Genomic DNA, 26,136 nt, shown 5'->3' with positions numbered 1-26,136 from the left:
AGTTTGAAGATGCCTGTCATTTCGCGATTCATCCTTCTGCTGGGGGTCTTGCTGATCAGCGCTTGTGCCCAGCAGGCCCCGGCCTTCACGCCGCCCGCGCAACGTCCCGTGGCCGCCAACGATGCGCCGTGGCCGAAGAACCACGTGCTCGGCATCGCTTACCACGACGTCGAGGACCTCGACCCGGACCAGGCCCTGGTGGCGGTGCGCACCGAGCGACTGATCGAGCAACTGGCCTGGCTGCGGGAAAACAACTACCAGCCGGTGACCGTGGACCAGATCATCACCGCTCGCAATGGTGGCCCTGAACTGCCGCCGCGTGCGGTACTGCTGAGTTTCGACGACGGTTACTCGAGTTTCTACACCCGCGTCATGCCCATTTTGCGCGCCTACAACTGGCCGGCGATCCTGGCCCCGGTCGGCAGCTGGGTCGACACACCGCTGGATCAACCGGTGGATTTCGCCGGGGTGCCGCGCAAGCGTTCCGAGTTCCTGACCTGGGAGCAGATTCGCGAAGTGTCGAAGTCGGGCCTGGTGGAAATCGCCGCCCACACCGACGCCAACCACAAGGGCGTACTCGCCAACCCGCAAGGCAACCAGCAACCGGCGGCGACCACCCGCCGCTACGATCCCGCCACCGGTCGCTATGAAACCGAGGCCGATTTCCAGGCGCGCTTGCGCAAGGACGTCGTGGCCATTTCCGAAAAAATCCGCAAGGTCACCGGCTATAGCCCACGGGTCTGGGTCTGGCCTTACGGGGAAGCCGACGGCACTGCGTTGCAGGTGATTGGCAGCGAGGGCTATCAGATGGCCCTGACCCTGGAGGATGGACTCGACAGCCTCGATAACCTGATGAGCGGCCCGCGCTTTTTGGTGGCTTCCGACCCGGATGGCGCCCATTTCGCCGAGAGCGTGGTGTCCGTGCAGACGATGGACCCGATGCGCGTGGTCCATGTCGACCTCGATTACGTCTACGACCCGGACCCGGTGCAGCAGGAAGCCAACGTCGGCAAGTTGATCCAGCGCATTTCCGACTTGGGCGCCAACACGGTGTTCCTGCAGGCCTTCGCCGATCCGAAGGGCGACGGCCTGGTGCATTCGCTGTACTTCCCCAACCGTCACCTGCCGGTGCGGGCCGATCTTTTCGACCGGGTGGCCTGGCAACTGCGCACCCGGGCCAATGCCAAGGTCTACGCCTGGATGCCGGTTCTCAGTTTCGCCCTGGACGCGAAACTGCCGCGGGTGCAGCGTTGGAATCCCGAGACCGGCAAGACCGAGGTCGCTGCGGACCAGTACGTACGGTTGTCGCCGTTCGACCCGGCGGTGCGCAAGGTCATTGGCGAAATCTACGAAGACCTGGCGCGGATGAGCTCGTTGGATGGGGTCCTGTATCACGACGACGCGGTGTTCTCCGACTTCGAGGACGCCGGCCCCGCTGCGCTGAAAGTCTACGCGGCCAACGGCTTGCCGACGTCCATGGCGGCCCTGCGGGACGACCCGGCGACGATGCAGCGCTGGACTCGTTTCAAGAGCCGTTACCTGATCGACTTCACCCATGAACTCACCGCCAAGGTCCGGGCGATTCGAGGCCCGCAGGTTCTGACGGCGCGCAATATCTTTGCCGAGCCGATGCTCAACCCTTCGAGCGAAGCCTGGTTTGCCCAGAACCTCGACGACTTTCTCAATGCCTACGACTGGACGGCGCCGATGGCCATGCCGTTGATGGAAAAACAAACGCGCCAGCAATCCGGCCCCTGGCTGGAGCGCCTGGTCCAGACGGTCAAGTCCCGCCCCGGAGCCCTCAAGCGCACCGTGTTCGAATTGCAGGCGCGTGATTGGGACAGCCAGCCGGTGGCCGACATCGACGGCGAACTGCTCGCCGACTGGATGGGGCGCCTCAAGCGCCAGGGCGTGACCAGTTTCGGCTACTACCCGGACAACTTCATCGAAGACCAGCCCGCTGTGAAAACCGTGCGGCCGGCGCTCTCCAACAAGTGGAATCCTTGACATGCTCGACAGACTGCTCGCCCTGCTGGTGCTGGCGATCGTCCTTGGGGTGCCCCTGGGCCTGATCTTCCTGGTCACCGGGCAATTCCTGATGGACTTCGTGTTCTTCTATCCGTTGTTCATGTCCGGGCTGTGGATCGCCGGCGGCCTGTATTTCTGGCTGCACTGGGAGCGCCACTGGCCCTGGCAGGACGACACCTTGCCGCCGCCCCTGGCCGGCGAGCCGCTGATCAGCATCCTGATCCCGTGCTTCAACGAAGGTGACAACGTCGCCGACACGATTCACGCTGCGCTGGGCCAGCATTATCCGAACATCGAAGTCATCGCCATCAACGACGGCTCGAAGGACAACACCGCCCAGATGCTCGACCAACTGGCCGCCGAGGACCCGCGCCTGCGCGTGCTGCACCTGGCGGAAAACCAGGGCAAGGCCGTGGCACTGCGCATGGGGGCCATCGCGGCGCGCAGTGAGTACCTGGTGTGCATCGACGGTGACGCGTTGCTGGCGCCCAACACCTGCGCCTACCTGGTGGCACCGATGTTGGAGAACGCCCGCCTTGGCGCGGTGACCGGCAACCCGCGTATCCGCACCCGCTCGACCTTGATCGGCCGGGTCCAGGTCGGTGAGTTCTCCTCGATCATCGGCTTGATCAAGCGCACCCAGCGGGTTTTCGGGCGGATCTTCACCGTCTCCGGCGTGATCGTCGCCTTCCGTCGCACGGCCCTGCACCGGGTCGGCTACTGGAGCCCGGACATGATCACCGAAGACATCGACATCAGTTGGAAGCTGCAACTGGACCACTGGAGCATCTTCTACGAACCCCGTGCGCTGTGCTGGATCCTCATGCCCGAAACCCTGCGCGGCCTGTGGCGGCAGCGCCTGCGCTGGGCCCAGGGTGGTGCCGAAGTGCTGTTCAAGAACATCCGTGGCATCTGGCAGTACCGGCACCGTTACCTGTGGCCGTTGCTGTTCGAATACTGCCTGTCCACCGGTTGGGCCTTCACGTTCCTGTTGTCGGTGATCTTCTGGGGCGTTGGCAAGTTCGTGGCGTTGCCGGCGGCCATTGCCGTCGATCACCTCATGCCGCCAGCCTTCACCGGGCTGCTGCTGGCGGTGGTGTGCCTGATGCAATTCGGAGTGAGCATCCTGATCGATCGTCGTTACGAAAAAGGCCTTTGGCACATCATGTTCTGGGTGGTCTGGTACCCGTTGGTGTTCTGGCTGATCAGCCTGTTCACGACCTTGGTGAGCTTTCCGAAAGTGCTGTTCGGCCAGCATCAGAAGCGGGCGCGCTGGGTCAGCCCGGACCGCGGTATCAAGCCGTTCGATGATCAGGAAGAGGAAGTGATCCGATGAAAATTATCAGGACCCGACAGCGACCTTTTCTGGTGCTCATCGATGCGTTCATTACCGTGCTGGCGTGGGTCGGGCTGTTGTACCTGCTGGTCAACGGGCTCTGGCCGCTGTTCGACAGCCACGCCGGCCCCCGCCTGGGCGGCTCGCTGGTCGATACCCTCGCGACCTTGCAGGTGTATGGCTGGATCGCACTGGTCAACGCGGTGCTGCTGATCGCCTGGGCGCGGTATCAGCAGCGCAAGAGCCGCAGTTTTGCCCAGCGGCGGCTGCCGGCGCCGGTGGTGGACGACCAAGGCTTGAGCGACAGCTTCAAGTTGACCGACGAACGCCTGGAAACGCTGCGCCAGCCGGGCTCGAAGATCATCCACAACAATCAGGACGGCGATATCAGCCACGTCGTGCCGCATTTCCACCTGCTCGGCCCTGACCTGCAACCACCGCCCCTGGCCCCGCTGGAACGGCCGCGGGTCATCCACCTGCCGGCCGATCAGTCCGTGCACTGATACACGCTACAAAACGGTGGGCGCGAGCTTGCTCGCGATGGGGACGACTCATCGATATTGACGTCGACCGACCCACCGCTATCGCGAGCAAGCTCGCTCCCACAGGGATTGGGGTGGATGTGGGCAGGCCTACGACGAAAAATCCCGCACCAGTCGCCAGGCCTCGTCCACCGGCAACGGTTGTTTCATGCGTTGTGCCAATGCCGCCATGGCCCGGCCTTCGTCGCACGCCACGGCCGCGGCCACGAGGCCGTTCTTGCCCAACAGGGCGATGAAGGGGGGATGTTCCGGCGTGCCCTTGAATTCCACCTCGTCCCAGTGTTCGGCGTGGCCGAGGTAGTCATAGCGTTTGCCGAAGTGATAGGTCCAGAAGAACGGCACGTCCAAGTAATGCTCGTCGCCACCGAGCATGTTCGCGGCAGCGATGCGCGCGTGCTGCTGGGCCAGCCGCCAGTGTTCGATGCGTTGGGGCTGACCGCTGAGGGGAAAGGTCGCGATATCGCCGACGGCCCACAATCCGTCCGTCACCCGCATGCCCGCGTCAACGCTCAGTGACAGGTCCTGTTGCCGTGGCAGGTCGGCAAACGGTTCGGTAGCGGGGCGTACGCCGACACCGATGATCACCAGGTCGGCGGCCAGGCGCTGGCCGTTATCCAGCACCACGGCTTCGACCTTGTGCGCGCCCTCGATTCCGGCCGCTTCGCCGTCGGTGCGATACACCACGCCATTGGCCTGGTGCAGGGCGAGGATCGCCTTGCCGACGCTTTCGCCCAACTGTGCGGCAAAGGGCACCGGATGCCGGGCCAGGACGGTGACCTCCAATTCGCGTTTGCGCAGGGAGGAGGCGACCTCCATGGCAATGAAACTGTCGCCGATGATCACCGCCCGCTGCCCGGGTCGGACTGTGTCGAGAATCTGCCGGGCGTGGGCGATCGAGCGCAGCACGAACACCTGCGGCAGATCGATGCCGGGCAGCGCGGGCGTCTTCGGCTCCCCGCCCGTGGCAATGAGCGCGGCATCGTAGCCCAGGCGCCGGCCGTCTGCGAGCTGGATCTGTCGGGCATGGGGGTCAAGATGGGTGACCTCGCCATGGAGCCGTTCGATGCGTTGCTGCGTGAAGTAAGTTTCATCGCGCAGCGGCACTGTCTCGTTGACGGCCATGTCGCCGGCCAACACGTACTTGCTCAGTACCGTGCGGTCGTAGCTGGCTTCGGCCTCTCGGTCGATCAACAGGATTCGGCCGCCAAATCCCTTCTCCCGCAACGCCGCCGCGCCTGCCGTGCCGGCTGCACCGGCGCCGATGATGACGAAGGTGCGAGGGTCGTCGGCGGGCGGAATTTTATCGGCCGGCAGCGGTTGGTCGTCGACCCAGACATCGGCGCCGCGCACCTCGACGTGATAACGGGCCAGGCTGTCGAGGGCCGGCGGTTCGCACAGGGCGCCGTCTTCGAGGCGAAACGCCGCCTTGTGCCAAGGGCAGATCAGCCTTCCATGGCACACCGCACCTTTGGCCAGCGGTGCGCCGGCGTGCGGGCATTTGCCCTGGAAAGCCCGCACCTGATCGCCTGAACGCAGCAGCAGGATGGATGTTTCACCGAGTTTGACTTCGAGGCCGCGGTCTTCGCGCACATCGGCGAAGCGGGCGACTTGATGCATAGGCATGGTCGTTCTCCGGCAGGCATTTGCCGTTGGAGTCTCAGGATCTGAACGAGGTTCAGCGTAATTGTCACTGCAACCGGATGGGCGCTGCGGCTATAGTTCGCAGGCCGTCCATGGCCTGATCCGCATAAGGTGCCCGGTATGACCCGATTGAACTCCCTGACTCCCTGGCTGGCGGCCGTCGCCCTGGTGCTGTGCGCACAAGGCGTTGCCCAGGCCGAAGAGCGCTTCACGCTCAACATCCCCGGTGTGTCGGACGACCGCCTCTTCACCGCCGCCGCGGCCAGCGACGCCAACAACTGTGGCGGCAAGAACATTTCCCCGGCCCTGAGCTGGAACGCCGGCCCGCCCGGTACCCTCAGCTATGCCATCGTCATGTTGGACCCGGACGGTCAACGTGGCCAGGGCGTCGACCATTGGGTCCATTACGGCATCAAGGCCTCCACGCGGCAGATTCCGGCCGGCGCCGGCACCAAGGCCACGCTGGAAGGCATGAGCGGCATCAACAGCAAGAACACCCGTGGCTACATCGGTCCGTGCCCACCCATTGGTGACAGCGCGCATCATTACCTGATCCAGCTCTTCGCCCTGGACCTGCCGCCGGATGCCTTGCCCGCGGGCCTGACGCGCGCCCAGTTGATGGAAAAAATCAACGGCCATGTCTTGCGCAACAGCAGCGTCGTGCGGCGCTACCACCGCTGATCAGCCCGCACGAACCCTGTGGCGAGGGAGTTTACCGTGGGGCCAGAGCGGCCCCCCGAACCTCAACATTGGCATCACGGGCCAAAAGCGAGCACTATCGAGGCCCTGTTCATTCATGCCGGAGGATGGCGATGACGCAGAAACCCGACGGCATCGCCCGCCTCAAGAACTGCCCTACCAAGGGCGATGAAATACGCCGGGCCATCGCCCAGAGCCGCAAGGACTTCCTGCCCGCCGATGAGGCCGACGAAGTCGAAGAGGCCGCGCCGGCCCAACCCGTGGACCCTCGCGACAGCTGAGCCGTCGCCCTTTCCCAACTGTTCAAATCTGCCCATGACTGCCAACACTCATTTACCAGGCGAGCGATTCAGCCGATCCGACTACAAGACCCTAGGCCTCGCTGCCCTGGGCGGGGCGCTGGAAATCTACGACTTCATCATTTTCGTGTTCTTCGCCCTGACCCTCAGCCAGTTGTTCTTTCCCCCGGAAATGCCCGATTGGCTGCGCTTGCTGCAAAGCTTCGGGATCTTTGCCACCGGCTACCTGGCCCGGCCCCTGGGCGGCATTCTCATGGCGCACTTCGCTGATCGGCTGGGGCGCAAGCGGGTGTTCAGCCTGAGCATCCTGATGATGGCCTTGCCCTGCCTGCTCATCGGGGTGATGCCGACCTACGCGCAAATCGGTTATTTCGCCCCGTTGCTATTGTTGGCGTTGCGCATCCTGCAGGGCGCGGCGGTGGGCGGAGAAGTTCCCAGCGCCTGGGTGTTCGTGGCCGAGCACGCGCCGCTGCATCATCGCGGTTACGCGCTGGGCTTCCTCCAGGCGGGGCTGACGTTCGGTTACTTGCTGGGCGCCCTGACGGCCACCGCGCTGGCGCGGATCTACACACCGCAGGAGATTCTCGATTACGCCTGGCGCCTGCCGTTCCTGCTGGGCGGCCTCTTTGGCGTGATCGGCGTCTGGCTGCGCCGCTGGCTGAGCGAAACGCCGATCTTCATGGCGTTGCAGGCCAATCGCGAAGGGTCGGCTGAACTGCCGTTGCGCACGGTCCTGCGTGAGCACCGCCAGGCCTTGCTGCCCGCTGTCATCCTGACCTGCGTGCTGACGTCCGCCGTGGTGGTGTTCGTGGTCATCACCCCCACCGTGATGCAGAAAAGCTTCGGCCTTACCCCCGGCCACACCTTCGCCCTGAGCAGCCTGGGCATCGTCTTCCTGAACATCGGCTGCGTCCTGGCCGGGCTCATCGTCGACCGCATCGGTGCCTGGCGCACCGTCATGCTTTACAGCCTGTTGCTGCCTCTGGGCATCGCCGTGCTCTACGCCAGCCTGATCAGCGGCAGCGCCTGGCTGGGCCTGGCGTACGCCATCGCCGGCCTGGGCTGTGGCGTGGTCGGTGCGGTGCCTTCGGTGATGGTCAGCCTGTTCCCGGCGAACATCCGTGTGTCCGGTATTTCGTTCACCTACAACATCGCCTATGCGTTGTGGGCCAGCATGACGCCGTTGCTGCTGATTGCGCTGGTGCCGTGGAGCCCGTGGGTGTGCGTGGGGTATAGCGTGGTGATGGGGGCGGTGGGCGTCGCGGCGGCGATGTATTTCTCGCGCCGTCCCATGACGTCGGCGCAGCCCTCATTGGCCTGTGATGCCTAGTTTGCCCAGGTGCCTGCAGGTTGGGTGGCCGTCCTTCAAAGGCGTTCACGCAAGAAGTCCACGAAGGCCCGGGTGCGTGCCGAGCGGCGTCGATCCTGGCTGAAGACGGCATGGATGGGCAATGCCATTGGCAGATATTGGGTAAGCACGTTGGTCACGGTTCCCTGGCGAACGTCGGCGGCGAACAACCAGTGTGGCGAAAGCGAAAGCCCTAAGCCGGCAAGCACCATTTCCCGGATCGCTTCGCTGCTGTTGCTGGTGACGTTGCCCTTGATCGTCACGTGATGGGGCTCGCCAAGGTGGTCGAACTGCCAGACGTCATAATGCTCCAGCAGGGTAAACCCCAGACAGTTATGGCGGCTCAGGTCGGACGGTTCGAGTGGCGTGCCGTGCCGTTGCAAATAGGTAGGGGAGGCATACACCTGGCGCGTGCTCTCGCCGAGCTTCACGGCCACCAGCCCTTCGTGTTTGACCTGGCCGATACGAATGGCCACGTCGATATTTTCCTTCAGCACGTCCTCCTGTTGATCGCTCAGCCTCAGGTCGATCCGAACCTGTGGATGACGCGCCAGGAAGTCACCGATCAAAGGTGCAATGCATAACCGTCCGAAACTCACCGGCGCCGCCACGCGCAGCGGGCCGGCGATCTGCTCCTGTCCGCTGGCGAAACTGAGCCGGGCAGTGTCCAGGCTGGCGAGGATTTCCTTGCTTTGGGCATAGAAGCGCTGGCCTTGGTCGGTCAGCGCCAGATGGCGGGTGCTGCGAGCAAACAGCGCCCCACCCAGGTGTTTCTCCAATCCGCGGATCTGCTTGCTCACCGCCGGTTGACCCAGGTTCAGTTCTCTGGCGACGGCCGAGAACGAGCCGCGTTCCACCACCCGTACAAACACCCGCATTGCCTCGAACAGATCCATGGGATTTGGCCTTTATGAGGAATAAATCCTATCCATTATTGCTTACTTATCGGAATGTTTCGGCGCTCGCACTATAAACCTACCCACTCATTGGAGGTTTACCCGTCATGAACAACACCATGTCTGCTGCCATTGCCGAAGTTGCCCAGGCGCCGCTGGTCGTGCGCTCCATTCCCCGGCCTGCTCCAGGTAATGGACAGGTCCTGATCAAGGTTCAAGCTGTAGGGATAAATCCGTTGGACACCAAGATCGCGACAGGCGGTGGTGCCCATGCTCGTCAGCCGCTGCCGGCTGTATTGGGAATTGACCTGGCCGGGACGGTGCTGGAGCTGGGCGAGGGCGTGGATGACTTTGTTCCCGGCCAGGAGGTCTTCGGCATGGCGGGCGGTATCGGGGGTGCCCAGGGTGCCCTGGCCGAATACATTGTCGTCGATGCTCGCCTGATCGCCCCCAAACCCGCTTCACTGAGCATGCGGGAAGCAGCGGCACTGCCGCTGGTCTTCATCACGGCTTGGGAAGGGCTGGTGGATCGGGCCAACGTCCGGGCCGGCCAGCAAGTACTGATTCATGGTGGCGCGGGAGGTGTCGGTCAAATGGCTGTGCAGATTGCCAGGGCGCGAGGTGCGCAGGTGTATGCCACCGGTTCGATCGGCAGCCTGGATTTCATTCGCGAGCTGGGTGCGACGGCCATTGACTACCGATCCGAGAACACCGACAGCTACGTACGCCTGCACACCAATGGCGAAGGCTTCGACATCGTGTATGACACGGTCGGCGGCTCGACCCTGGACGCGTCGTTCAACGCGGTGAAGACCTACACCGGCCATGTCCTCAGTTGCCTGGGCTGGGGACAACATAGCCTGGCGCCATTGTCGTTTCGTGGCGCGAGCTATTCCGGCGTCTTCACCTTGATGCCCTTGCTGGCCGGCAAAGGCCGCGAGCACCATGGCCAGATTTTGCGGGAGGCGGCAAAGCTGGTTGAGGCCGGGAAGCTGCGGATCAAGGTCGATCCACGGCGGTTTGGCCTGGGCCAAGTCAATGACGCGTTTGCGCAAGTGGCCGAAGGGCGCGGGCAAGGGAAAACGGTGGTGGAAATCGACGCCGAATGATTGGCTCTCCCGTTACGGGTCATGTGCCAGGAAAAGCTCGATCCCTGACGACCGGGGCCCTGGCCTCTGGGGAGGAGCGTCTTGGCAACACAGTCCGGTAAACAGCTTGAGAAGCCCTCCAGACTCCGTAGAATCCGCCGCGTTTACAATCCACTCTTCAAGGACGAGTCCTGATATGCGTTTTCTCGCCACATTCCTGGCCCTCTGCTTCCTGGCGGGCTGTGCCTCCACGCCTGATTACTACATTTCTCCCGCGCCGGTCGCGATCCCCAAGACAGCCACCTACTGGATCGACACCTTCAACGTTGAAGTCGTCGGCAAGAATGAACGCTTCCTGCCTGACGAAACCGTTCGCGAGCAATTGAACAGCGATCTGGTCCTGCGCCTGCTCGATGCCAATCGCTATGCCTCCAGCCGGGAAACAGCGGACTATCTGCTGGACGTGAACACCGTTTACGCGCGCCGCATCCAGGACACCCAGGGCGGCTTCATGAACAAGATCGTTGCCGACGGTACGTACCTTGCCAGCGTTGATTTCAGCTATCAGGTCAAGGTGAAGAAGGACGGCGCCGAGGTGTTGCACTTTGCCCAGGCTCGTGAAGGACTGATGCCGGCCGGGGCGATGGGGCAAATGCAAAACATGAAGAGCATGCTGGGCGCGCTGACCAACAAGGGGAACTCCGATGTAGAGGGGTACTATACCGGCGTGTTGAGCCGCTTTATCGTCGATGATCTGCAAGCCATTCCGTCTCGCTAGCCGCGTCTTGCGCCTGGACATCCTGGGTGACCAGGCGCTGCTGTTTCACCCCACAAAAAATTTTGCCGTCCTTAACCCGAACCGAAAATCCTCCTCGTCTGAGCTTGTGAACGGATTATCCACTCACGAGGTTCTGCCCATGTCCCGTCCATTCCCCTTCCTGCGTCCTGCTGCCCAGGGCTTCGCCGTGACCTTATTGGTTTCGCTGGCCGGTTGTGGGTTGTCGTCACGGGAGAGCGCCGGCCCCATCTCGGCGGCCGACAAGCCCGAGCTGCAACGCGAGGCCGCCGCCGTGCAGCCCTCCGTGGCCAAGTACAGGATCGCGCCAGCCCCGATGCCTTCGCCGATGGTGGCGAGTGATGCCATGTCCCCGGACTACCGCAGCGAGCCGCGCGAACAGTATGAAAAACTGCCGGACAACCCGGTCCACAGCGTCGCCGAAACGCCGGTCTCGACCTTCAGCGTGGATGTCGACACCGGCAGCTACGCCAATGTGCGCCGTTTCCTCAACCAGGGCAGCCTGCCGCCGGAAGGGGCGGTGCGGCTGGAGGAAATGGTCAACTACTTTCCCTACACCTACGCGCTGCCCACCGATGGTTCGCCTTTTGGCGTGACCACCGAAGTGGCTCCGTCGCCGTGGAACCCGCACACCCGGCTGCTGCGCATTGGCATCAAGGCATCCGACCGCGCCGTGGCTGACCTGGCGCCGGCCAACCTGGTGTTCCTGGTGGACGTTTCCGGCTCCATGGACCGCCGCGAAGGCTTGCCGCTGGTCAAGAGCACGCTGAAGCTGCTGGTGGATCAACTGCGCGACCAGGACCGGGTGTCCCTGGTGGTGTATGCCGGCGAATCCCGAGTGGTGCTCAAGCCCACGTCGGGTCGTGAAAAGGCCACCCTCCGCAACGCCATCGACCAATTGAACGCCGGTGGTTCGACCGCCGGGGCGTCGGGCATCGAGCTGGCCTACCAGATGGCGCGGGAGAGCTTCATCGACAACGGCATCAATCGCATCCTGCTGGCCACTGACGGTGACTTCAACGTTGGCATCAGCGACTTCGACAGCCTCAAGCAAATGGCCGTGGACCAGCGCAAGAGCGGTATTTCCCTCACCACGCTGGGTTTCGGCGTGGACAACTACAACGAGCACCTGATGGAGCAACTGGCGGATGCGGGGGATGGTAACTACGCCTACATCGATAACCTGCTCGAAGCGCGCAAAGTGTTGGTGGACCAGCTCAGCTCGACCCTGACCGTGGTGGCCCGGGACGTGAAGTTGCAGGTGGAGTTCAACCCCGCCCAAGTCAGCGAGTACCGCTTGCTGGGCTATGAGAACCGGGCGCTCAAGCGTGAGGATTTCAACAACGACAAGGTCGATGCCGGCGAGATCGGTGCCGGGCATACGGTCACGGCGCTCTACGAAATCGTGCCCAAGGGCGAGAAGGGCTGGTTGGAACCGCTGCGCTATGCCAACCCGCAGGCAAAGAAGGAAGGCACGTCCGGGGAAATGGCGATGCTGCGTGTGCGCTACAAGCCCGCTGAAGGCGGCAGCAGCCGGCTGATCGAGCACCCGATCGCCAGCGCGCAGGCCGAAGACAAGGCCAGCGATGACCTGCGGTTCGCGGCGGCCGTGGCGGCGTTTGCGCAGCAGCTCAAGGGAGATGGGCGCTACACTGGGTCGATGAGTTTGAAGGACACCGCGCAACTGGCCCGTGCTGCCCGCGGTGACGACCCGTTCGGGTTGCGCGCCGAGTTCGTGCAACTGGTCGAGCTCGCCCAGAGCCTCAAGCCCGAGGTCAAGCGCGGCTCCTGAAGAGTCATGGTATCAACCTGTAGAAGCCGGGCTTGTCCGGCTTCTACAAAGGATCGGTGTTGTTTGCAGGATCGCATTTCAATTGGAAGGAGTCCGCCGCCCAAATGCCCACCCCGATCGACTCAGTCAGCGACGAATCGTTGCTGACCCGCTACCGCAACGGTGATGGCGCCAGTTTTGAGATCCTGTATGCGCGGCATCGGCAGGGGCTGTACCGTTTCCTCGTATCCTTGAGCAACAAGGCCGAACTGGCCGAGGAAGTGTTCCAGGACACCTGGCTCAGCCTGATTCGCAGCGCGACCCAGCCACAGGGCCGGGCGAGTTTTCGTACCTGGTTGTTCCAGATTGCCCGTAATCGGCTGATCGACCACTGGCGCAAGCATGGCGTTCATAATCCACTGCATGACAGCTACGACGAACAGCTTCACGTCCAACCCGACGACACCGCCAGCCCCGAGCGACAGTTGAGCCTGAGTCGCGACCAGGCGCGCCTGGAGGCCGCTTTGCAAGCCTTGCCCGAGGACCAGCGCGAGGTCTTCCTGCTGCGCCTGCATGGCGACCTTGAGTTGCCGCAGATCGCCGTTCTGACCGGCGTCCCGTTGGAAACGGTAAAGAGCCGTTTGCGTTACGCCCAGCAGAAGTTGCAGCGCCTGCTGGCCGAGGAGGTACCCGCATGATCGATTCCCGACAGACCCCGGATCCCGCCGACGAAGCGCTGATCGAGCATTTCCGCCAACACACCCGCGGCGAGCCGCCCGCGTCCCTGGACGCCTTCATCCTGGCCACCGCCCAGCGCGAAGCCCCCGCGCCCCGGCCTGGTTTGTGGAAGCGCTGGTGGCTGGCCTGCCAACGACCGCGCTGGCAGATGGCGTTCGCCACGGTGGCAGGTGTCGCGCTGATGATCGGCCTGGTGCTGCGCTCGCCGGTACCCCAGCAAGAACTGGCCGCGCCGGCCTCGCTGGATGAGTCCGCAAGCCAGGCACCCGTCGTGGCCGCAGCGCCCGCGAAGCCGGCCCCCGCGCCGATGGCCCGCATCGCCCCCCAGGCCGAAATGGCCCTGGCACCAGCGCCGGCGAGCCCTGTGCAATCGCTGGCGGACGAGCCCAAGGCTCGGATGAGCAAGTCCGCGGCCGTTGCCCTACCGTCCCTGGAGCAAGGCTTGCAGGAAATACTGCGCCTGCGTCAGGCAGGGGACACCAAGGCGGCGGATGAGAAGCTGCTGGCACTGCACAAGCGCTTCCCCAAGGAAGACTTGCCGGCCCGGCTGGAGGCGTTGCAAAAGCGTTGAGGGACAGGTCTCCCGAGAACGGGATCGCTTCACAGTCGGCAGAAAATGTGCACCGGCCATTATCGCCTGGTTGCCGGGCATGGGGTTACAAATGCAGACATAGCAGGATCAAATGAGCGGAACTATACTCACGATCATGAAAAAGCTGATGCTCGAACTCGACGGAACCGACCCAAGCAAGCTCTCGATGGCTCGCTTGACGGATTATCTGCGTGAGCTCGTTGAGCTCTTCGGCTCTCAAGATGATGTTCATTTTGACTCTATAACTGAAGGCTGTGTCTGTCTGAACACTTGGGTAAAGGATGAGAAATACCCTCACGTTTTGAACAGAGTACGTGAAGCTGCTCAGGGAATTGGGCCTAAGCGTGCAAGGAAGGCATACGCGCAGCTCTCCGCATTGATGGAGCAGGACCGAGTCGACGGGGTCTTGCAAGCAGCGGATGTGAGTATTCTCCAGTTCCCGAAAGCCAAGACATCCCCTCCTCCCATGGTCGTCATCAAGCAGGGTAGCGTTCAGGGACGTCTGTATATCGTAGGCGGGAAAGACGAGACGATTCCTGTCCGGCTTGAGGGCGCTGGTGGTGAAACTCTTCTTTGTGAAGCCGACACGGCGTTGGCTGAACAATTGGGCAAGTTGTTGTTCAAGCAAGTCCGAGTTCATGGAAAGGGCGAGTGGGAAAGTCGACCCCATGGTGGTTGGCGACTGCGGAAAATGTTTATTCAATCTTACGAAAAGCTTGAAAAAAGCTCTTTGCGTAGCGCGGTTACTCAGCTCAAGGATCTTGGTGGCATCACTTGGAGTGAGATGGACGACCCTCATGGGACGATCCAGAACTTAAGGGGATGAGGTGCGCATAGTTCTCGACACCAACGTTCTCGTCCAGGTCCTGGGGAATGCCAAGGATGGTATCGTCTTGGTTGACCCTCTCACCCGTCACCCTGTTGAAAGGGCGGAGGCGAGAGCTGATGCATTGATCGAACAAGTTGATGCCGAGGGCGGGACGGTACTGATACCAACACCTGCTTTGGCCGAGTATTTGGTCGGTATTGATAGGCTCTTCCATCAGAGTCATCTTGATGTCATCAACGGTTTCTCATGTTTTGAGATCGTGTCATTCGATCAGATTGCTGCGGTTGAATGTGCCCGTATGGTTGATGACAACGAGCTGAAAGTGCTTGATCCCGCAGCGACAAAAGCCAAGCTACGGTTTGACCGTCAAATCATTGCCATTGCTCTGGCAACCAACGCTGATGAAATCTGGACCCACGATGCAGGTCTTTATTCCAAGGCTCGACAGTGCGGTCTTCTTGCGAAGTCCTTAGGGGATATTGACCCTTCCCCTGAACAGCTTGAGGTTGATCTCGACCACTGGACCCATCGGATAAGCATGCACCACTGCGCTCCTTTGAATTGTTATGCCCACAAAAAAGCCCCACGTCTTGCGACGTGGGGCTTTTGATCATCTGTATGGTGCACCAGGCGGGATTCGAACCCACGACCCCTGCCTTCGGAGGGCAGTACTCTATCCAGCTGAGCTACTGGTGCAGCGCGGGCGCCATGATACTCATATGCTGGGCGGGCGTCCATGCTGCTGATTTGCCGTTGTTTTCCCAAGGCTGTTCGGGCGTCGGCTACGCTGATCAGAAAAAACGGGCAAATGGGGGTTTTTCGTTCTTTTTTTCGAACAGCCTATTGTCCTCTCCCCCTATCGGCCCTAGGATTCGTTTGAGATTTCAAACGCTCTTGTCTGGGTGCTGAACCGCACGTCTATGCTTATGTGCGTTATTTCTGTGCTTCAGCCCGGTGGATGATTTCCCTGACGGCAGCCCATAAGGCGCCTTTCTACAACTCTAATTCGCTCCGCGTGCGCGCGGTGCTGTTAAGGAAAGCCGACATGCAGCTTAAAGACACCCAGTTGTTCCGCCAGCAAGCCTTTATCGATGGCGCTTGGGTCGATGCGGACAATGGTCAGACGATCAAGGTCACCAACCCGGCAACGGGCGAAGTGCTGGGCACGGTGCCGAAAATGGGCGCTGCCGAAACCCGCCGCGCGATTGAAGCCGCCGACAAGGCGCTGCCGGCCTGGCGTGCGCTGACCGCCAAGGAGCGCGCCAACAAGCTGCGCCGCTGGTACGAATTGCTGATCGAAAACCAGGACGACCTGGGTCGCCTGATGACCCTGGAGCAGGGCAAGCCCCTGGCCGAAGCCAAGGGTGAGATCGTCTATGCCGCGTCCTTCATCGAGTGGTTCGCCGAAGAGGCCAAGCGCATCTACGGTGACGTGATTCCTGGCCACCAGCCCGACAAGCGCCTGATCGTGATCAAGCAGCCGATCGGCGTGACCGCGGCCATTACCCCGTGGAACTTCCCGGCGGCGATGATCACCCGCAAGGCCGGCCCAGCCCTGGCCGCCGGCTGCACCATGGTCATCAAACCGGCTTCGCAAACCCCGTTCTCGGCCCTGGCCCTGGTGGAGCTGGCGCACCGTGCCGGCATTCCGCAAGGCGTGCTGAGCGTGGTCACCGGCAGTGCCGGCGACATCGGCGGCGAGCTGACCAGCAACCCGATCGTGCGCAAACTGTCCTTTACCGGTTCGACCGAGATCGGTCGCCAGCTGATGGCCGAATGCGCCCAGGACATCAAGAAAGTGTCCCTGGAGCTGGGCGGCAACGCACCGTTCATCGTGTTCGACGACGCGGACCTGGATAAGGCCGTCGAGGGCGCGATCATTTCCAAGTACCGCAACAACGGCCAGACCTGCGTCTGCGCCAACCGCCTGTACATCCAGGATTCGGTGTACGACGCGTTCGCCGAGAAACTCAAGGCCGCGGTGGCCAAGCTCAAGATCGGCAACGGTCTGGAAGACGGCACCACCACCGGTCCGTTGATCGACGAGAAAGCCGTCGCCAAGGTCCAGGAGCACATCGCCGATGCTGTCGGCAAAGGCGCGACCGTACTGGCCGGTGGCAAGGCGATGGAAGGCAACTTCTTCGAGCCGACCATCCTGACCAACGTCCCGAAAACCGCTGCCGTGGCCAAGGAAGAGACCTTCGGCCCGCTGGCGCCGCTGTTCCGCTTCAAAGACGAAGCCGAAGTGATCGCGATGTCCAACGACACCGAGTTCGGCCTGGCCTCGTACTTCTATGCCCGTGACCTGGGCCGTGTGTTCCGCGTGGCCGAGGCCCTGGAATACGGCATGGTCGGCGTCAACACCGGGTTGATTTCCAACGAAGTCGCGCCGTTCGGCGGCATCAAGGCTTCGGGCCTGGGCCGTGAAGGCTCCAAGTACGGCATCGAGGATTACCTGGAAATCAAATACCTCTGCCTGGGTATCTGATCCTGCTGCAAGCGCAAAGGGCACGAGAGCGCTGTCCTTTGCGTGCTCCACCTGTTCTGTTTCTTGTGGCCGGAACGCTGCGGCAGTCGATCATCGCATGCTGTCGCAGTTGCCTCCCCGCCATGTATTCCTTGGACTACGCCGACCGATGAGCGGCGAATGAGGACTGTAATGAGCAAGACTAACGCTGACCTGATGGCCCGTCGTACCGCTGCCGTTCCACGTGGCGTCGGCCAGATCCACCCGATCTTCGCTGAATCGGCGAAGAACGCCACGGTAACCGACGTTGAAGGCCGTGAATTCATCGACTTCGCCGGCGGTATCGCCGTGCTCAACACCGGCCACGTGCACCCGAAAATCATCGCCGCCGTGACCGACCAGCTGAACAAGCTGACCCACACTTGCTTCCAGGTCCTGGCCTACGAGCCGTACGTGGAACTGTGCGAAAAAATCAACGCCAAGGTGCCCGGCGATTTCGCCAAGAAAACCCTGTTGGTGACCACCGGTTCCGAAGCGGTGGAGAACGCCGTGAAGATCGCCCGCGCCGCCACCGGCCGTGCCGGCGTGATCGCCTTCACCGGCGCTTACCACGGCCGCACCATGATGACCCTGGGCCTGACCGGCAAGGTTGTACCGTATTCGGCCGGCATGGGCCTGATGCCTGGCGGCATTTTCCGCGCGTTGTACCCGAACGAACTGCACGGCGTGAGCATCGACGACTCCATCGCCAGCATCGAGCGCATCTTCAAGAACGACGCCGAGCCGCGTGACATCGCTGCGATCATCATCGAGCCGGTGCAGGGCGAGGGTGGTTTCTATGTCGCGCCGAAGGAATTCATGAAGCGCCTGCGCGCCCTGTGCGACCAGCACGGCATCCTGCTGATCGCTGACGAAGTGCAGACCGGCGCCGGCCGTACCGGCACCTTCTTCGCCATGGAGCAGATGGGCGTTGCGGCTGACCTGACCACGTTCGCCAAGTCCATTGCCGGCGGCTTCCCACTGGCCGGCGTTTGCGGCAAGGCCGAGTACATGGACGCCATCGCCCCGGGCGGCCTGGGCGGTACCTATGCCGGTAGCCCGATCGCCTGTGCGGCGGCGCTGGCGGTGATGCAAGTGTTCGAAGAAGAACACCTGCTGGACCGCTGCAAGGCCGTGGGCGAGCGCCTGGTGACTAGCCTCAAGGCAATGCAGAAGAAATACCCGGTCATCGGTGAAGTGCGTGCACTGGGGGCCATGATCGCTGTGGAGCTGTTCGAGGACGGCGATTCCCACAAGCCGAACGCCGCCGCTGTGGCCCAGGTCGTGGCCAAGGCCCGGGACAAGGGCTTGATCCTGTTGTCCTGCGGCACCTACGGCAACGTCCTGCGGGTGCTGGTGCCGCTGACCTCGCCGGATGAGCAACTGGACAAAGGCCTGGCAATCATCGAAGAGTGCTTGCGCGAACTCTGATTGTGGCTTGATTCACAAAAAACCCGCTTCGGCGGGTTTTTTCATGCCCGCTAAACGGTGTGGCCGCTTTTGAGCTGTCTGGAACGGCCGTCATTGGCTAAGGTGAAAGTATGGCAAGGGAGATGCGCAATGACTGCTGTGGTGTTACCCGCTGTACCGCGAGTGTTGATTGCCGAGGCTGATCCAGCCTCCCGGGAGTTGTTGGAGGAGGTGTTGTCACACGTGCGCTGTGACGCCCAGGTGGACAGCTGTAGCGATGGCCGTGAGGCGTTGGAGCTGCTGGGGCGCAATCCTTACGACTTGGTGGTAGCCGACTGGGAGTTGCCGGGCGTCGATGGCCTGAGCCTCTTGCGCGGCCTTCGTCAGCAACCCCGTACGCCCGTGCTGCCGTTCATCCTGATGAGTCGGCGCAATGACAGCGCCAGTGTGCGTGAGGTCTTGCCGCTGGCACCGACGGCCTACCTGAGCAAACCCCTGAACCGGGAAAACCTGATCCAGCGTTTGCAGGGATTGCTGCTGGGCGGCCCTGAAGCGGCGGACGCCGCGCCCACCCTGGAACCGGGCCTGACCCTGGCTGCCTTTCTCGAGCGTCGCCGGGACCAGTCCCAAGGCGCGCCATTGATGACCGACGTGCAAGTGGCGGTCAAGCGCAGCCTCAACCCCAAGGGGTTGGACCTGAAACTGCTGGAAGAAGAGATCCGCACGGATCCGCAGATCACCGCCGCGCTGATCGCGGCGGCCAACAGCGCGGCCCAGCATCAGAGTGGCGGCCCGGTGCAGACCGTGGCCCAGGCGCTGCACCAGCTGGGCAGCGGCCCGAGCATGAACCTGATCCTCGGCTTGACCCTCAAGCGTTGCGCCCGGCTTAGCGTTCCCGGCCTGGCGCATTACGCCGAGCGCTACTGGCAATTGTCGCTGTACACGGCCGAATACGCCCGGACGATCGCGCGATTGCTGGATTTGGAGCAGGAGCGCTGCTATTGCGCCGGGCTCTTGCATCGCTTGGGTGACCTGGCGGTGCTGCGTTGCCTGGAGGAATGGAAGCAGGCTGGCGGCGAGTTGGACGAGCCGGAGGAAGTGGGGGATTGCCTGGAACGGTTCGGTGCCGGCTTTGGCTCGGCGCTGCGGACCCGTTGGCGCCTGCCGCTGGAATTGCGCGAGTTGATCGCAGCGGTCTACGGATTGGGAGGCGGGGTGTATTCGCGCGAGGCGCTGGTGATGAACATGGCCGCGCAAATGGCCCGCCTGCCCGCGCACGAAGGGCTTGAGGAACTGGCACGGGGGCGCACGGCGCGTTTGCTGAAGGTCGGTTTGCCGGAGCTGACGCGCTTGCGCAAAAAGTAGCCCGCCGGCTCGCTCCCACAGGGTCAGGCGGCGATGATGCGGTTCTTGCCCTGGTGCTTGGCTTCGTACATGGCGGCGTCGGCGCGGGCGAACAGGCTGTCGAGGCTCTGGTCTTCGGCCGTGATGCTGGTCAGGCCCTGGCTGACGGTGATGCCGAAGCTCTGCTCGCCGCTGCGGAACGTCAGGCGCTGGATTTCCCGTTGCAACCGCTCGGCCACCTGCAACGCCATGTCCGGGGCGCAGCCGGGAAACACAGCGGCGAACTCTTCTCCGCCGATCCGGCCGAACAGATCGCCACGGCGCAGCACGGAACGACCGCTCTCGGCGATTCGCTGCAGCACCGTGTCGCCTTCCTGGTGGCCGTAGGTATCGTTGATCACCTTGAAGTCATCGATATCCAGTAGCAGGAACGCCATGGGGATTCCCTGGAGCCGGGCCTGCTCGAACTCGCGGTGGGCACATTCGAAGAAGTGCCGGCGATTGCTGCTCTGGGTCAGCACATCGGTGGTCGCCAGGCGCTGCAGCTCACTTTCCAGCAACTTCTTTTCAGTGATGTCTTCGGCGATGCCGACCACGATCACCGGTTGCCCCGGTTCGGCCTGGCGACTGATGAAGCATTTGTCGCTCAACCAGCGAATTTGGCCATCGCCGGCGATGATCCGGTATTCGCGGTCCTCGACGGCGCCCTTGACCAGCACTTCGGCCAGGCTTCGCTCGGCGTATTCCAGGTCGTCGGGATAGATCGCGTCGCGCCATTCGTTGAAATCGGCCAGGACCAGGCCGGCTGGGCGGCCGAAGATCCGTTCGTAGGCGGGGCTGACGTACAGCACTTGCCGGGTTTCCCAATTGAACGCCCAAAGCACGGCATTGACGCTGACCAACAGCGAACTGAACAACTGCTCACGTTCGCTCAAGCGCGCCACTTCACCCTGGGCGTGCATCAGCGCCATGAGCGTCTGGGCCGCCTCGGGCCAGTGAGGTAGGGATGAATCCTGTAGGTTCTTGTCGACCATCGGCACAAATCTCAAAGAGCGTGCACTGCTGAAGGTTCGCACGCGCTTTCTCCAAAGCCCGCCTGGATGGCGAAGTGCTCTTTGAGATAGGGGATTGTGGTCGAAGTTCCTTTTCAGGCGACGAAGGGCGGGGTGTCGGGGCCAAATCTGTGGCGAGGGGATTTATCCCCGCTGGGCTGCGGAGCAGCCCCGAATCTCGACTGCGGTGCATCTGGCTCACCGAGTTGATTTCGTGGGGTCGCTTCGCAACCCAGCGGGGATAAATCCCCTCGCCACAACAAGCTCCTTGCTACTTCAGCAAGCGCTTGCGGTTTGAATGTCAGGCCGTGGCAGGCCGCAGCGAATAGGTCTTGAGCTGGTCGGCAAAGTCGCGCAGGGACTGGATGCCGCTGGCCTCGGCTTCGTGGACCCAATCCTTGATGGCGGCGAGCATGTCGTGCCCGTTGCTGCTGGTCTTGATCCAGATCTGTTGCAGGGCCAAGCGTTTCTCGTAGATCACCTTCAACGCCTGGCTGTGTTCGAGCATGTTCTGGATGCGCAGGTGATGGCGGTCGTCCAGCAGGCTGGTTTCCCGCGACAGCAGGCGCTTGGCCCGGTGGAACTGGTGGCGCACGGAATAATCGACCTTTTCCAGCTCCTGCTTGACCAGCGGCGCGATGACCAGGCGACGGTACTGCGCCATGATCTGGAAGCGGTTATTGAGGATCGCCATGGCCGTGTCCATGTCCAGGTGGCCCTTGCCCTCGACCCGGTGGGCGATCGGCGCGACACGCTGGACCTTGGCCAGGCGCAGGAAACTGAAGACCTGGATCCAGGCCCAGCCCAGGTCGAACTCCCATTTGCGAACCGACAGCTTGGCCGAGTTGGGGTAGGTGTGGTGGTTGTTGTGCAGCTCTTCGCCGCCGATCAGGATGCCCCAGGGCACCAGGTTGGTCGCCGCGTCGCGGCATTCGAAGTTGCGGTAGCCCACGGCGTGGCCCAGGCCATTGACCACGCCGGCGGCCCAGACCGGAATCCACATCATCTGGATGGCCCAGATGGTGATGCCGATAGTGCCGAACAGCAGCAGGTCGATGACGCCCATGATCGCCACACCCAGCAGCGGGAAGCGGCTGTAGAGATTGCGCTCGATCCAGTCGTCCGGGCAGTTCTTGCCGTAGATGCGCAGGGTTTCCGGGTTCTCGGCTTCGGCGCGGTACAGCTCGGCGCCCTTGCGCAGCACGGTGGACAAGCCCTTGATGACCGGACTGTGGGGGTCATCGACGGTTTCGCACTTGGCGTGGTGCTTGCGGTGGATGGCGGTCCACTCGCGGGTGTTCTGGGCCGTGGTCAGCCACAGCCAGAAACGGAAGAAATGCTTGAGGCCGGCGTTCAGCTCCAGGGAGCGATGCGCCGAATAACGGTGCAGGTAGACCGTGACGGCAATGATCGTGACATGGGTCATCAGCAGGGTGACTGCCACCAGCGACCAGGCTGACAAGCCAAGAAAACCTTCGTACCACATAGGCTGTAGGGCCCTCGATAAAGATAGAAGCAGCCGTTGCATTATCACCGGCCCCACGGATAAAACCAGTCGGCCTTTCAGATAAGAGTGGCAGGATGTTTCTTCCTCTATAATTCCCGCCTCTCTGTAGGGACATGGACGACCGAATGACTGCCCATCAACGCGGTGCCTTGCGTACGGCGCTGCTTTATCTCCTGTTTTCAGTCATCTGGTTGCAGCTCGTTGGTTATTTATTGAGCAGTTTCTTCGATAAATTCGTCGACAAGCAGCACTGGCTCCTGATCAACGGTTACGCCTGGGTACTGGTCAGCGCCGGGCTGATCTTCCTGGCGCGGGTGCGCATTGCGCGCTGTTTTGCAAAGACCGGGCAAAGCGCCGACCGCGAGCGCCTGCGCCAGGCCGCGGCGGTCTTCGACTGCACTCGCGAAGGGGTGCTGGTGACGGACCGTAACGGCCTGATCGTGCACGTGAACCGCGCCTTCATGGCGATCACCGGTTACGAGGAGGACGAGGTCCTGGGCCAGCGTCCCAATCTGTTCAAGTCCGGCCGCCATGGTGCGGATTTCTACCGCGCCATGTTCACCGCCCTGGCAGAGGTGGGCGAATGGAGTGGCGAGATCTGGAATCGGCGCAAAAGCGGCGAGATCTACCCGCAATGGCAGACGATCCGCGTGATTCGCGACGATGACGCCAAGGTCAGCCATTACGTCGCGGTGTTTTCGGACATCAGTGCGATCAAGGATTCCGAACACGAACTGGCGCACCTGGCCCATCACGACCCGCTGACCGGCTTGCCCAACCGCCTGCTGTTTTCCGATCGCACGGAACAGGCCCTGGCCTCGGCGCAACTTCACAAGCGCGGCTGCGCCCTGTTGCTGGTGGACCTGGATCATTTCAAGAACATCAACGACAGCCTGGGCCACAACGTCGGCGATGAGTTGCTCAAGCGCGTGGCCGAACGGTTTCGCGGGCTGTTCGCGCCGGGCGTGACCCTGGCTCGGTTGGGCGGTGACGAGTTCGCGGTCCTGGTGGAAAACTGCTCGCAACCCGGCCAGGCGGCGGTATTGGCGCGCCGGATCCTCGACGCCTTGAAAGAGCCGCTGCGGTTCGACGACCACGCCTTGTTCATCAATGCGAGCGTGGGCATCAGCCTGTTTCCCGGCGACGCCCGCAGCGCCGGGCAATTGCTGCGCAACGCTGATTCGGCGCTGTTCAAGGCCAAGAGCGCCGGGCGTGATGGCTACGCCCTGTACACCGAAGAGCTCACGGCCCACGCCCAGCAGCGGGTCGAAATCGCTTTCGAACTGCGCCGCGCCCTTGAGCAGCAAGAGTTGCGCGTCTATTACCAGCCGGTACACGACCTGGCGAGCAGCCGTCTGGTCGGGGTCGAGGCACTGGTGCGTTGGCAGCACCCCTCCCGTGGGCTGGTCTCGCCTGCCGAGTTCATTCCCATCGCCGAGCGTACCGGGTTGATCGCCCGGATCGATGCCTGGGTCATGGACCAGGCCTGTCGGCAGATGTGCCGCTGGCAACAGGCCGGCGTGGCGCTGGAGTTTGTCGCGGTCAACGTTTCGAGCCGGCTGTTCGCTCATCGCGAGCTGTACGACGAAGTCGCCCGGGTGTTGCATGACACGGGGCTGGACCCGGCTTGCCTGGAGCTTGAGGTGACCGAAAGTGCGGTGATGGAAGACCCGGAGGTGGCACTGGAGCAGATGTATCGCCTGCGGGAATTGGGTGTGCGGCTGGCCATCGATGATTTCGGCACCGGCTATTCGTCGCTGCTGCGCCTCAAGCGCCTGCCGGTGCAGAAGCTCAAGATCGACCAGGGTTTTGTCGCCGGGCTGCCGTGGGACGAGGACGACGTGGCGATCGTCCGCGTCATCGTGGCCCTGGCCCGCAGCATGGGCATGCAGGTGCACGCCGAGGGCATCGAGCAGCGCGAGCAGGCGGCTTTCCTGCTCGAACAGGCCTGCGAGCTGGGGCAGGGCTACTGGTTTGGACGGCCGGTGCCGGCGCCGCAACTGGACTGGGCGCACGCCCCTGCAATCACCTGATGGTAAACCGTCGTGGAAATGAGCCTGCTCGCGATGGGGCTACCCTGATGAAAAGCCGGCTGCGCGGCGGTTTTCGCGAGCAGGCTCGCCTCGACGAAGACCAGCACCGGTCGAATGTTATTTTGGTTATATAAAAATTCTTAAATAGTCTTTTTAAGAATATCTGGCTTTATCTAGTATTGCTCCCACGCCGCAAGCAGTGCCGCCCACTGCCAGGCATTCATTCAAGGAGCAGCAGCATGAGCGCATCCCTACGTAGCGTTGACGGCCAGGACGAAGCAACCATCTTGCGTGAAATCCAGAGCGCCTTGCGCGATCTGCGTTTCGGCGCGGTGGAAATCACCGTGCACAACGCCCAGGTGGTCCAGATCGAGCGAAAGGAAAAATTCCGCTTGCAGCAGCCGAGCCATAAACCGGGCTGAAGAACCGTTGGGGCTGTGGGAGCAAGCCTTGCTCCCACAGGGCGGGGATTTTTCAGGGCCGTTTGATTCTTGAAGCCATAAGAAACCAGAATTCCAGGAGCTTTCACCATGTCGTCGATTCGCCGTTATGCCTTGGCCGCCCTGGCCAGTGCTGTTTTTGCAGGTTCCGCGGTTGCCAAGGATTACGAACTGCTCAACGTGTCCTACGACCCGACCCGCGAGCTGTATCAGGACTACAACGCCGAATTCACGAATTTCTGGAAGCAGTCGCACCCAGGCGACAGTGTGAAGATCCAGCAGTCCCATGGCGGCTCGGGCAAGCAGGGCCGGGCGGTGATCGACGGCCTGCGTGCCGACGTGGTGACCCTGGCGTTGGCCGGTGACATCGATGAAATCGCCAAATTGGGTAAAACCTTGCCGGTGGATTGGCAGAAGCGCCTGCCGGACGCCAGCACCCCCTACACCTCGACCATCGTGTTCCTGGTGCGCAAGGGCAACCCCAAGGGCATCAAGGATTGGGGCGATTTGATCAAGGACGACGTGTCGGTCATCACGCCGAACCCGAAGACGTCCGGCGGTGCTCGCTGGAACTTCCTGGCCGCCTGGGCCTATGGCCTGAAAGCCAACGGCGGTGACGAAGCCAAGGCCAAGGCGTATGTGCAAACGCTGTTCAAGCACGTGCCGATCCTCGACACCGGTGCCCGTGGCTCGACCATTACGTTCGTCAACAACGGTCAGGGCGACGTGTTGCTGGCCTGGGAAAACGAGGCGTTCCTGGCGCTGAAGGAAGACGGTGGCGCCGACAAGTTCGACATCGTCGTGCCGTCGCTGTCGATCCTGGCCGAACCGCCGGTGGCGGTGGTGGACAAGAATGCCGAGAAGAAGGGCAACGCCGAGATCGCCGAAGCCTACCTCAAGCACCTGTACAGCCCGGCTGGACAGGAAATTGCCGCGAAGAACTTCTACCGTCCGCGTGACAAGGACGTGGCCGCCAAGTACGCCCAGCAGTTCCCGAAACTGGAGCTGGTGACCATCGACAAGGACTTCGGCGGCTGGAAAAGCGCCCAGCCGAAATTCTTCAACGATGGCGGCGTGTTCGACCAGATCTATCAGGCGCAGTAAGCTGCTCCGATTCAAGTCGTAATTTTGATTCATCGTGGCAAGGGTGCTTGCTGTGGCGAGGGAGCTTGCTCCCGCTGGACCGGGCTGGCGCACCAGTGCGAAGCGCTCCCAGGATTCTGGGGCTACTTCGTAGCCCA

General features: G+C 62.4%; 21 protein-coding genes, 1 tRNA gene and 1 pseudogene. 18 read left to right on the top strand and 5 right to left on the bottom strand.

From position 1 onward, the window contains the following. The first annotated feature begins 9 nt into the window (after positions 1–9). The 3 genes from pgaB to VM99_07330 are packed head-to-tail and all read left to right on the top strand — an operon-like array spanning position 10 to position 3,867. The gene (gene pgaB / locus VM99_07340) at positions 10–2,007 is read left to right on the top strand and encodes an outer membrane N-deacetylase (protein ID AKJ97884.1); all 1,998 of its coding nucleotides are present in this window, start codon (positions 10–12) and stop codon (positions 2,005–2,007) included. Position 2,008: 1 nt separating this feature from the next. Then, on the top strand, positions 2,009–3,364 hold the full coding sequence (locus VM99_07335) for an N-glycosyltransferase (protein ID AKJ97883.1): 1,356 nt from the start codon (positions 2,009–2,011) through the stop codon (positions 3,362–3,364). Continuing rightward, the gene (locus VM99_07330) at positions 3,361–3,867 is read left to right on the top strand and encodes a biofilm PGA synthesis protein PgaD (GenBank protein ID AKJ97882.1); all 507 of its coding nucleotides are present in this window, start codon (positions 3,361–3,363) and stop codon (positions 3,865–3,867) included. Before VM99_07335 ends, VM99_07330 begins: the two co-directional genes overlap by 4 nt. Before the next feature lie 129 nt (positions 3,868–3,996). On the opposite strand, the gene VM99_07325 is transcribed toward VM99_07330, so the two are convergent. After that, positions 3,997–5,529, bottom strand: a complete 1,533-nt coding sequence (locus VM99_07325) for a pyridine nucleotide-disulfide oxidoreductase (protein ID AKJ97881.1) — start codon at positions 5,527–5,529, stop codon at positions 3,997–3,999. A 138-nt stretch (positions 5,530–5,667) separates the two neighbouring features. On the opposite strand from VM99_07325, the gene VM99_07320 reads away from it, so the two are divergent. Beyond that, on the top strand, positions 5,668–6,228 hold the full coding sequence (locus VM99_07320; protein AKJ97880.1) for a PEBP family protein: 561 nt from the start codon (positions 5,668–5,670) through the stop codon (positions 6,226–6,228). Positions 6,229–6,561: 333 nt separating this feature from the next. Beyond that, entirely contained in the window at positions 6,562–7,875 is a 1,314-nt protein-coding gene (locus VM99_07315) for an MFS transporter (GenBank protein AKJ97879.1), read from the top strand. 35 nt (positions 7,876–7,910) lie between these two features. Here the strand turns inward: VM99_07315 and VM99_07310 are convergent, their stop codons facing one another. Continuing rightward, on the bottom strand, positions 7,911–8,789 hold the full coding sequence (locus VM99_07310) for a LysR family transcriptional regulator (GenBank protein ID AKJ97878.1): 879 nt from the start codon (positions 8,787–8,789) through the stop codon (positions 7,911–7,913). 107 nt (positions 8,790–8,896) lie between these two features. Here VM99_07310 and VM99_07305 point away from each other — a divergent pair, with 107 nt between their 5' ends. The 7 genes and pseudogenes from VM99_07305 to VM99_07275 all read left to right on the top strand — a co-directional run bounded on the left by VM99_07305 (position 8,897) and on the right by VM99_07275 (position 15,117). Further along, entirely contained in the window at positions 8,897–9,898 is a 1,002-nt protein-coding gene (locus VM99_07305; GenBank protein AKJ97877.1) for a quinone oxidoreductase, read from the top strand. A 175-nt stretch (positions 9,899–10,073) separates the two neighbouring features. Beyond that, on the top strand, positions 10,074–10,655 hold the full coding sequence (locus VM99_07300) for a hypothetical protein (protein ID AKJ97876.1): 582 nt from the start codon (positions 10,074–10,076) through the stop codon (positions 10,653–10,655). Between the two features lie 139 nt (positions 10,656–10,794). After that, a complete protein-coding gene (locus VM99_07295; protein ID AKJ97875.1) occupies positions 10,795–12,465 on the top strand; it encodes a hypothetical protein in 1,671 nt (556 codons plus the stop codon). A 104-nt stretch (positions 12,466–12,569) separates the two neighbouring features. After that, on the top strand, positions 12,570–13,142 hold the full coding sequence (locus VM99_07290) for an RNA polymerase sigma factor (GenBank protein AKJ97874.1): 573 nt from the start codon (positions 12,570–12,572) through the stop codon (positions 13,140–13,142). Continuing rightward, on the top strand, positions 13,139–13,753 hold the full coding sequence (locus VM99_07285; protein AKJ97873.1) for a hypothetical protein: 615 nt from the start codon (positions 13,139–13,141) through the stop codon (positions 13,751–13,753). The genes VM99_07290 and VM99_07285 overlap by 4 nt, the downstream gene beginning before the upstream one ends. A 136-nt stretch (positions 13,754–13,889) precedes the next feature. Continuing rightward, positions 13,890–14,600 carry a hypothetical protein gene (locus tag VM99_07280; protein AKK01710.1) on the top strand — a complete coding sequence of 237 codons (711 nt, stop codon included), beginning with the start codon at positions 13,890–13,892 and terminating at the stop codon, positions 14,598–14,600. 1 nt (position 14,601) lies between these two features. Further along, positions 14,602–15,117, top strand: a pseudogene (locus VM99_07275) (twitching motility protein PilT). A gap of 105 nt (positions 15,118–15,222) precedes the next feature. On the opposite strand, the gene VM99_07270 reads toward VM99_07275, so the two are convergent. Further along, positions 15,223–15,299, bottom strand: a tRNA-Arg gene (locus tag VM99_07270). 349 nt (positions 15,300–15,648) lie between these two features. On the opposite strand from VM99_07270, the gene gabD reads away from it, so the two are divergent. From gabD to VM99_07255, 3 genes are all read left to right on the top strand, one after another. Beyond that, positions 15,649–17,091 carry a succinate-semialdehyde dehydrogenase gene (gene gabD / locus VM99_07265; protein AKJ97872.1) on the top strand — a complete coding sequence of 481 codons (1,443 nt, stop codon included), beginning with the start codon at positions 15,649–15,651 and terminating at the stop codon, positions 17,089–17,091. Between the two features lie 171 nt (positions 17,092–17,262). Then, positions 17,263–18,540, top strand: a complete 1,278-nt coding sequence (locus VM99_07260) for a 4-aminobutyrate aminotransferase (GenBank protein ID AKJ97871.1) — start codon at positions 17,263–17,265, stop codon at positions 18,538–18,540. A gap of 129 nt (positions 18,541–18,669) precedes the next feature. After that, positions 18,670–19,884, top strand: coding sequence for a histidine kinase (locus VM99_07255; GenBank protein ID AKJ97870.1), 1,215 nt, complete (start codon positions 18,670–18,672; stop codon positions 19,882–19,884). A gap of 23 nt (positions 19,885–19,907) precedes the next feature. Here VM99_07255 and VM99_07250 read toward each other — a convergent pair whose 3' ends face one another. Beyond that, positions 19,908–20,897, bottom strand: a complete 990-nt coding sequence (locus VM99_07250; GenBank protein ID AKJ97869.1) for a diguanylate cyclase — start codon at positions 20,895–20,897, stop codon at positions 19,908–19,910. A gap of 319 nt (positions 20,898–21,216) precedes the next feature. After that, entirely contained in the window at positions 21,217–22,401 is a 1,185-nt protein-coding gene (locus VM99_07245) for an aminotransferase (GenBank protein AKJ97868.1), read from the bottom strand. Positions 22,402–22,547: 146 nt separating this feature from the next. Between VM99_07245 and VM99_07240 the strand changes: the two genes are divergently transcribed. From VM99_07240 to VM99_07230, 3 genes are all read left to right on the top strand, one after another. Further along, the gene (locus tag VM99_07240) at positions 22,548–24,455 is read left to right on the top strand and encodes a diguanylate cyclase (GenBank protein AKJ97867.1); all 1,908 of its coding nucleotides are present in this window, start codon (positions 22,548–22,550) and stop codon (positions 24,453–24,455) included. 239 nt (positions 24,456–24,694) lie between these two features. Beyond that, positions 24,695–24,877, top strand: coding sequence for a hypothetical protein (locus VM99_07235; GenBank protein AKJ97866.1), 183 nt, complete (start codon positions 24,695–24,697; stop codon positions 24,875–24,877). 108 nt (positions 24,878–24,985) lie between these two features. Continuing rightward, positions 24,986–25,999: an ABC transporter permease gene (locus VM99_07230; protein ID AKJ97865.1), complete on the top strand. Its 1,014-nt coding sequence runs from the start codon at positions 24,986–24,988 to the stop codon at positions 25,997–25,999. Positions 26,000–26,136: the final 137 nt, after the last annotated feature.

The organism is Pseudomonas chlororaphis, from assembly GCA_001023535.1.
Classification (GTDB): domain Bacteria; phylum Pseudomonadota; class Gammaproteobacteria; order Pseudomonadales; family Pseudomonadaceae; genus Aquipseudomonas; species Aquipseudomonas chlororaphis_E.
This window is presented reverse-complemented; position numbering and strand designations above follow the sequence as displayed.